The organism is Mesorhizobium sp. M7A.F.Ca.AU.002.02.1.1, assembly GCF_003998535.1.
Classification (GTDB): Bacteria; Pseudomonadota; Alphaproteobacteria; order Rhizobiales; family Rhizobiaceae; genus Mesorhizobium; species Mesorhizobium ciceri.
Map to the genome: position 1 here is coordinate 1 of NZ_RZPB01000266.1, position 7,435 is coordinate 7,435.

General features: G+C 64.4%; 6 protein-coding genes. 2 read left to right on the top strand and 4 right to left on the bottom strand.

The annotated features are described in order from the left end of the window. The 4 genes from EN879_RS17410 to EN879_RS17435 all read right to left on the bottom strand — a co-directional run. Positions 1-836 (bottom strand): Gfo/Idh/MocA family oxidoreductase (locus EN879_RS17410; RefSeq protein ID WP_164774446.1); only part of this gene is annotated, 836 nt, incomplete at its 3' end. 359 nt (positions 837-1,195) lie between these two features. Beyond that, positions 1,196-2,359: an ABC transporter substrate-binding protein gene (locus tag EN879_RS17425; protein ID WP_013528758.1), complete on the bottom strand. Its 1,164-nt coding sequence runs from the start codon at positions 2,357-2,359 to the stop codon at positions 1,196-1,198. A 70-nt stretch (positions 2,360-2,429) separates the two neighbouring features. Continuing rightward, on the bottom strand, positions 2,430-3,290 hold the full coding sequence (locus EN879_RS17430) for an ABC transporter permease (protein WP_063169587.1): 861 nt from the start codon (positions 3,288-3,290) through the stop codon (positions 2,430-2,432). Further along, positions 3,287-4,114, bottom strand: a complete 828-nt coding sequence (locus EN879_RS17435; protein ID WP_013528756.1) for an ABC transporter ATP-binding protein — start codon at positions 4,112-4,114, stop codon at positions 3,287-3,289. Before EN879_RS17435 ends, EN879_RS17430 begins: the two co-directional genes overlap by 4 nt. A gap of 337 nt (positions 4,115-4,451) precedes the next feature. Here EN879_RS17435 and EN879_RS17440 point away from each other — a divergent pair, with 337 nt between their 5' ends. Continuing rightward, positions 4,452-5,396 (top strand): MurR/RpiR family transcriptional regulator, encoded by a 945-nt coding sequence (locus tag EN879_RS17440; protein ID WP_063169588.1) that lies wholly within the window; start codon positions 4,452-4,454, stop codon positions 5,394-5,396. Positions 5,397-5,586: 190 nt separating this feature from the next. Then, positions 5,587-7,374, top strand: coding sequence for an NAD(P)/FAD-dependent oxidoreductase (locus EN879_RS17445; protein WP_063169589.1), 1,788 nt, complete (start codon positions 5,587-5,589; stop codon positions 7,372-7,374). Positions 7,375-7,435 lie beyond the last annotated feature (61 nt).

Here is a 7,435-nt window from a genome sequence, read left to right on the forward strand (position 1 = left end):
GTGTGGCGGTCGATGTCGGCGGAATTCGAAACCTCTGCCAGCTCGGCAACACTGCTTGCCTGCTGGCCGGCGACGATCGACACCGCGCCCTTGGGGCCGACGACGTCCTTCACGAAATAGGCCGTCTCGCTCATCATCGGGCCCCAGCCCGCCTCGTACCAGCCGACCGAACCGTCATCGAAGGTGACGTGCAGATGGCCGTAATTCTGCTTGTCGGCTTCCGCCCAGAGCTTGGCGCCGATGCCGTGCACGCGCACCGGCTTGGCGCCGGTCAGCTGGCACATGACGTCGACATAGTGGACGCCGCAATCGACGATCGGGATCAGCGAATCGATCAGGTTCTTGTGCCAGTGCCAGGCGCTGCCGCTGCTCTGCTGGTTGAGGTTGAGCCGCATCACCAGCGGCTTGCCGAGCGTCTTGCCGACCTCGATGAACTTGATCCACGACGGATGCACGCGCAGAATATAGCCGAGCACCAGCTTGCGGTTCTTGGCCCGCGCCGCCGCGACCACCTTCTCGGCATCCTCGTTGTTGGTGGCGAGCGGCTTTTCCATGAACACATGGCAGTTGGCGGCGATTGCCTTCAGCGCGTATTCGGCGTGGGTGTTCGGCCAGCTGTTGATCGAGACGGCGTCCGCTTTTGTTTCCTTCAGCGCCTGGTCGAAATCCTCGTAGAGTGGGTAGCCGGCTAACTCTTCCGGAATCTTCGTGTTGCTCTTGATCGACCGGCTCATGATGCCGACGATCTCGAAACCGTCGAGCCGGTGATAGGCGCTGGCATGCGACGCACCCATATTGCCGAGACCCACCACCAGCACTTTTACCTTGTCGGACACCGAATATCTCCCAGGTTTTGATTGAATTGTGCGCGGCGATCGGTTGCCGCTCGTATGTCTATCCGAGACAATCACCTCAGGTCAGCGCCGCCGCTCATTGCCCGGCCCTTTCCTCTCCCCCGTCGATCGGGGGAGAGGTGTCGAGCGAAGCTCGACGGAGTGGGGGTCGAGACCCTCGCCGCGCGCTTGAGGTCTCTTGCTCGTCAGATTGTGCCTGTCTTGTGGCGACTGCGCGTTTGACGAACGCCTTTCCCCACTCCGTCGCCGCTTCGCGGCGCCACCTCTCCCCCCTCCGGAGGGAGAGGAAAGGAGCCAAGGCAGGGTAATGGAGGGCGGCCGACATGACCCGTTGCGCAGCCCTACTTCACCGCCGAATCGAACAGATGCGCCTTGATCTTCTCGACATCGAGCGCGGCAAAACCTTCCGACAGCTTGACGCCGTCGGCATCGGCCTTGACCTTGGCCTTGTCGAAATCATTGGCCGGGCCGATCAGATCGTTGGTGCAGACATCCTCGGCCTTCACCGGAGCGGTGATCTGGCCGATCTTGTGGATTTCGTCGAAGAAGCCCTGCCAGCTCGCCATGTCGTGCGAGCCCCAGCCGCCGCGCTTGTCCATGTCGCCGCGGAAAACGTTGATCTGCTGCAGGATCGAGGTGGTGCCGAGCTCCGGCCCGAGATTCTTGGCCAGCGTCGGGAACTGCTCGAACACCGCTTCGACCGCCGCGCGTGGATTCTGGTAGCCGAATTCGAGGCCCATCGCCCAGCCGCGCAGGTACTTTTCCAAAAACGCCTTGCGGTCGGGATCCTCGAGATCGGCGGCACGCACGACGAAGGTGTTGGCCGGCAGCTTCGAATTCTGCACGCCGAGCCAGTATTCGAAGTCGAGCCCCTTGGCGATCCATTCGGCGCGCAGCCCTTCCCACGACAGGGCGGCGTCGCCCTGGCCGCCGGCCAGCGCCGTTCCCCAGGTCGGCCAGCCGGCCTCGACATATTTCACCTTCTTGATGTCGACGCCCTGCGCGGCCAGCAGCGGGTCGGTGATCGACTGCCAGGCGGCGGAGCCGAGCAGGATGGTCTTGCCTTCCAGCTTCTTCAGGTCGTTCGATCCCTCGCCCTTGCGGAAGGCGATGCTGAACGTGTCGCGCGCGCCCATATGGAACACCGACTTCAGCTTCATGCCGTTCTGGATGGCGAAGGAGAACACGCCGGGCGACGGGAAGCCCATATCGGCCTGGCCGACATCGACGAACTTCACCGTCGCGGTGCCGTCCGATGGTCCCGGCTGCATGTCGGTGTCCAGCCCGTCGAAATAGCCGGCCTTCTTGGCCGCCCAGTAGGGATAGTCGTCGAGCACTTCGAGCGTGCCGCGCGGCGAGATCCAGGTGAATTTTCCGTAGGGTTCGGCCCTGGCCTTCAGGCCGGTGGCGCCAAGCGCCGTCGCCGTCACCAGCCCGGCGCCGGTGACCTGCAGGAAGTAGCGGCGGCTGATCCCCGCCGGGTTGATCGAGTTCTCTTTGGTCATGGCATTCCCCTTTTTTGTTTGATGTCAGTTTCTTGCCGCCCGCCTCCCGGGCGCCGTCATATCCCTGTGTTCAAGCCTCCCAGCTCGCCCATTTCTTGCCGATCAGGAAGAACAGCACGTAGATCAGGATGCCGAGCGTCGACAGGATCAGCACCACTGCGAAGAACTGCGGCATCTGGATCATCGACGAATAGGTGGTCAGCCGGTTGCCGAGGCCGAAACCGCCGCCGACCATTTCCGCGCCGACCGCGGTCAGCAGGCCGAAGATGGCGCCGATCATCAGCCCGACCAGGATCATCGGCAGCGCCATCGGCGCACGGATCTTCCAGAAGATCTGCAGGGTGCTGGCGCCATAGGAACGCGCCAGCGCAATCTTGGCGCTGTCGACGCGGCGAAAGCCTGTCGCCGCATTGATCATCACCATCGGCCCGGCGGCCAGTGCCACCGCGATGATGCGCGGCGTGTAGCCGAAGCCGAAGCGCAGGATCAGAAGCGGCACCAGCGCCAGCATCGGCGTGGTGACCAGAAGCAGGATGTAAGGCGCGACGATCTTCTCTGCGAACGGGAATTGGGTGATGACGGCGGCCAGCACCAGGCCGATGATGGCGCCGATGGTGAAGCCGGACACCAGCTCGACCAGCGTGTAGCCGAGATGCGGCGCGATCAGCGGAAACTCGTCGAACAGCGCATAAGCGATCGAGCTCGGCGGCGGCATGATATAGAGCGGCACGTGGAACAGCCGCAGCGCCAGTTCGATGCCGCCGATGATGATCACCGCCACGACAAGAATGGCCGCCACCTCCTTGCCCGACTTGATGCCGGGGCCGCTGGCGAAGGCGGAAAGGTTGGTCAGGCTGACCTCATGGCCGTCGCCCGCCTTGGCGCCCGACTTGGACTTTGAGAATTCCGGAATGGCATCGCCCCCGCTCACGGCCTGATCCTCACGATTTCGGCGCTCGGGCGCTCCGGGGCTTTTGGCCGCGTGCGTTCGCCGACAATGTCCATCTTGATCCGGTTGGTGAGGTCGAAGACCTCCTTCGTCGCCATGATCTCCAGCGAACGCGGCCGTGGGAACGGCACGCGGTATTCCTTGGCGACGCGGCCAGGCCGGGCGCTCAGCACCACCACCCGGTCCGAGAGAAAAATCGCTTCCTCGATGCTGTGGGTGATGAAGACGATGGTTGTCTTGGTGTCGAGCCAGATCTCCTCGACCAGCCGGTTCATCTCCTCGCGGGTGAAACTGTCGAGCGCGCCGAACGGCTCGTCCATCAAAAGCACCGAGGGCTTTAGCGCCAGCGCCCGCACGATCGCCGCGCGCTGCTGCATGCCGCCCGACAGCTCGCGCGGAAACTTGCCGCCGAAGCCATCAAGCCCGACCCGGTTGAGCAGATGCGCGATCCACGCCCGGTCCGGCTTCTCGCTCTTGATCTCGAAGGGGAAGCGGATGTTGGCGTCGAGGTTGCGCCACGGCAGGAGGTTCGCCTCTTGGAAGACGATGCCGATATCGGGATGCGGACCGGTGATGGCCTTGCCGTCGAGCCGGATCTCGCCACTGGTCAGGCTGTGCAGGCCCGACATCGACCACAAAAGCGTGGTCTTGCCGCAGCCGGAAGGGCCGACGATCGAGACGATTTCATTGACGCTGACATCGAGGCTGCAGCGGTCCAGCGCCAGCAGGTCGCCGGAGGCCGTGTGATAGATCTTGGTGGCTGCCTGCACGCCAAGCTTCGGCTTTTTTGCATCGCCCGTGTTCATCTGCCCCCCGGGAAGATTGCGCGATGATCCATTGGCTCATCCCCAGCGAAAATCAGTCTGTAACTATCCTACTTTCCTGTCAAGCACCGACGATAGCGGCCGTATCGCGAAAATCGATTAGTATACCTATCATCTTGTTTTACCGTCGGTTTTACGGCCTTGAAATGCATGTTGCTTTCCTACATACTTCGGAACTGACACGGACCGGAGAGGAACGGAGGAAGGTGAGCTTTCCCCAACGACACGCTGCGGTTGCGATCCGGTCGGGCACGTGGAGCCAGGGCGTGCAAACATGCTAAGACGACAGCCTCGCAACCCAGGGAAAGACCAGGACCCCATGACCGACGCTGGCAGCCAGGACGAGCCTGTTCCAGGCCCCGATACCGAGAGACGCGATCCTGTCCGGCGCATCCCCGACATCATCTCGCTGGTCAAGGATTCCTACAGCGAATTGCGCCCGGCCGAACGGCGTGTCGCCGATGTCGTTCTCGACGACGTCAAATATGCCGTCGACGCCTCCAACGCCGCCCTTGCCCAGCGCGCCGGGGTCAGCGAACCGACGGTGACCCGGTTCTGCCGCGCCATCGGCTGCGAGGGCGTGCGCGATTTCAAGCTGAAGCTGGCGCAGAGCCTCGTCGTCGGCGCGCTCTACCTGGCCAAGTCGCCTTCCGTCAGCAATGACAATGGCATGCCGTTCTGGAACGCCGTGTTCGGCGAGGCGCGCCGGGCGCTGCAGGAGGCCGAGCGGCAGCTCGACCCGGCCCAGCTGCAGAAGGCCGCCGAGCTGATCGCCAAGGCGCGCCAGGTCACGGTCTTCGGCCTCGGCGGCAGCTCCTCGGCGCTGGCGCAGGAAACCCAATACCGGCTGTTCCGCTACGGCATAACAGTCAGCGCCCAGTGCGATCCCTATCTGATGCGCATGACCGCCTCGACGCTCAAGCCCGGCGATCTGGTGATCGCCATTTCGGCGACGGGACGCACCCGCGAGGTGATCGAGGCCGTCGAGCTCGCCAAGCATTACCGCGCCAATGCGATCGCCGTGACCGCGCCCGACACCGAGCTCGCCCGCACCTGCGACGTCAGGCTGACGGTGGCGGTGCCGGAATATCCCGACACGCTGAAGCCGACGGCATCGCGCTTCGCCTTTCTGGCGGCGATCGACCTGCTGGCGGTGGCCTCCGCCTACAAGCTCGACGGCTCGGCCCGCGAGACGGTGCGCCGCATCAAATACAACGCCCAGATCCACCGCACCGGCAAGGAGATGGAGCCGCTCGGAGACTAGGGCTGCGCTTTTCCTTCTCCCCTTGTGGGAGAAGGTGGATCGGCGCGTAGCGCCGAGACGGTTGAGGGGTGGGTGACGGAGTGCCGTCGGCGCCAAGCTGGAGCACCCCTCATCCGACCTCACTTCGTGAGGCCACCTTCTCCCCTTGTGGGAGAAGGGAAGCCGGACATGAAACGAAAGAGGGAAAGAGATGCTCGAAATAGCACCGACGAAACAGGCCGCCGCATGGCTCGAATCCCTGGCACAGGCACTCGCAGCCGGCGACGCTGCGGCGGCGAGCAACCTCTTCGTCGACGATTGCTACTGGCGCGATCTCCTGACCTTCACCTGGAACATCACGACCGTGGAAGGCCGCGCGGCGATCGCCGACATGCTGGCGACGACGCTGGCGACGGCCAAGCCGAGCGCGTGGCGGCTGACCGGCGAGGCGACCTCGGACGACGGCACCATCGAGGCCTGGTTCAGCTTCGAAACCGTGGTGGCCAGGGGGGAGGGCATCATGCGGCTGCGCGACGGCCGCTGCCGGACATTGTTCACGGCGATGGCCGACCTCAAGGGCTTCGAGGAGCGCAAGGGCGCGGCGCGGCCGCTCGGCGTGCGCCACAAGGCCGATCCCCAGCGCGAGACCTGGTCGGAGGCGCGGGCGCGCGAGACGCGCGAACTCGGCACTGATGAACAGCCCTATTGCCTGGTCATCGGCGGCGGCCAGGGCGGCATCATGCTGGGGGCGCGACTGCGCCAGCTCGGCGTGCCGGCCATCGTCATCGAGAAGAATGCCAGGCCGGGTGACTCATGGCGCAACCGCTACCGCACGCTCGTGCTGCACGATCCGGTCTGGTACGACCATCTGCCCTACATTCCCTTCCCCGAAAACTGGCCGGTGTTCACGCCCAAGGACAAGATGGGCGACTGGCTGGAAATGTATACGCGCGTCATGGAGCTCAACTACTGGGTCGCCACCAAATGCCTCAGCGCCAGCTATGACGAGGCCGAAAAAGTCTGGACCGTGGTCGTCGACCGCGTCGGCCGGCAGATCACGCTGAAGCCCAAGCACATCGTCTTCGCCACCGGCGCCTACGGCCCGCCGCGGCGGATCGATCTGCCGGGCGCCGGCCGGTTCAAGGGCGAGCTGCTGCACTCCAGCCAGTATGCCAGCGGCGACAAATTCCGCGGCAGGAAAGTCGCCGTCATTGGCGCTGCAAGCTCCGGCCACGATGTCTGCGTCGACCTCTGGGAGAGCGGCGCCGAGGTCACCATGATCCAGCGTTCGCCGACGACAGTGGTCAAGTCGGACACGCTGATGGAAGTCGGCTTCGAGATCTTCTCGGAAGACGCACTGTCGCGCGGCATCACCACCGAGAAGGCCGACATGATCGTCGCCTCGACGCCGTTCGCGCTGGTGCCCAAGGGCCAGCAGGCGCTTTACGAGGTGATCAAGGCGCGCGACGCGGCCTTCTACGACCGCTTGCGCGCCGCCGGCTTCGCCATCGATTTCGGCGACGACGAGACCGGCCTTCTGATGAAGGCCTACCGCACCGGCTCCGGCTACTACATCGATGTCGGCGCCTCCGACCTGATCATCGACGGCAAGATCGGCATCCGCAGCGGCGTCGCCATCAAGTCGCTGACCCCGAGCGGCATCCTGTTCGAGGACGGCAGTGAACTCGCCGCCGACGCCATCATCGCCTGCACCGGCTATCAGTCGATGAACGAGAATGTCGCCGCGATCGTTTCGCGCGAAGTCGCCGACAAGGTCGGCCCGTGCTGGGGCCTTGGCTCCGGCGTCAAGGGCGACCCCGGCCCCTGGCAAGGCGAGCTGCGCAATATGTGGAAGCCGACCGCCCAGGAAGCGCTCTGGTTCCACGGCGGCAATCTGGCGCTGTCGCGCTTCTATTCGAAATATGTGGCGCTGCAGATCAAGGCGCGGATGGAAGGCATTGAGACGCCGGTTTACGGGGCGGTGAGCAACGCCGGGTAAAGTCGACCCCCACTCCGTCGAGCTTCGCTCGCCACCTCTCCCCCGATCGACGGGGTAGAGG

Bases quoted from the DNA above. Each gene is read 5' to 3' on its own strand.
- EN879_RS17425 (WP_013528758.1), bottom strand. From the start codon at position 2,359: ATGACCAAAGAGAACTCGATCAACCCGGCGGGGATCAGCCGCCGCTAC.
- EN879_RS17435 (WP_013528756.1), bottom strand. From the start codon at position 4,114: ATGAACACGGGCGATGCAAAAAAGCCGAAGCTTGGCGTGCAGGCAGCC.
- EN879_RS17440 (WP_063169588.1), top strand. From the start codon at position 4,452: ATGACCGACGCTGGCAGCCAGGACGAGCCTGTTCCAGGCCCCGATACC.
- EN879_RS17445 (WP_063169589.1), top strand. From the start codon at position 5,587: ATGCTCGAAATAGCACCGACGAAACAGGCCGCCGCATGGCTCGAATCC.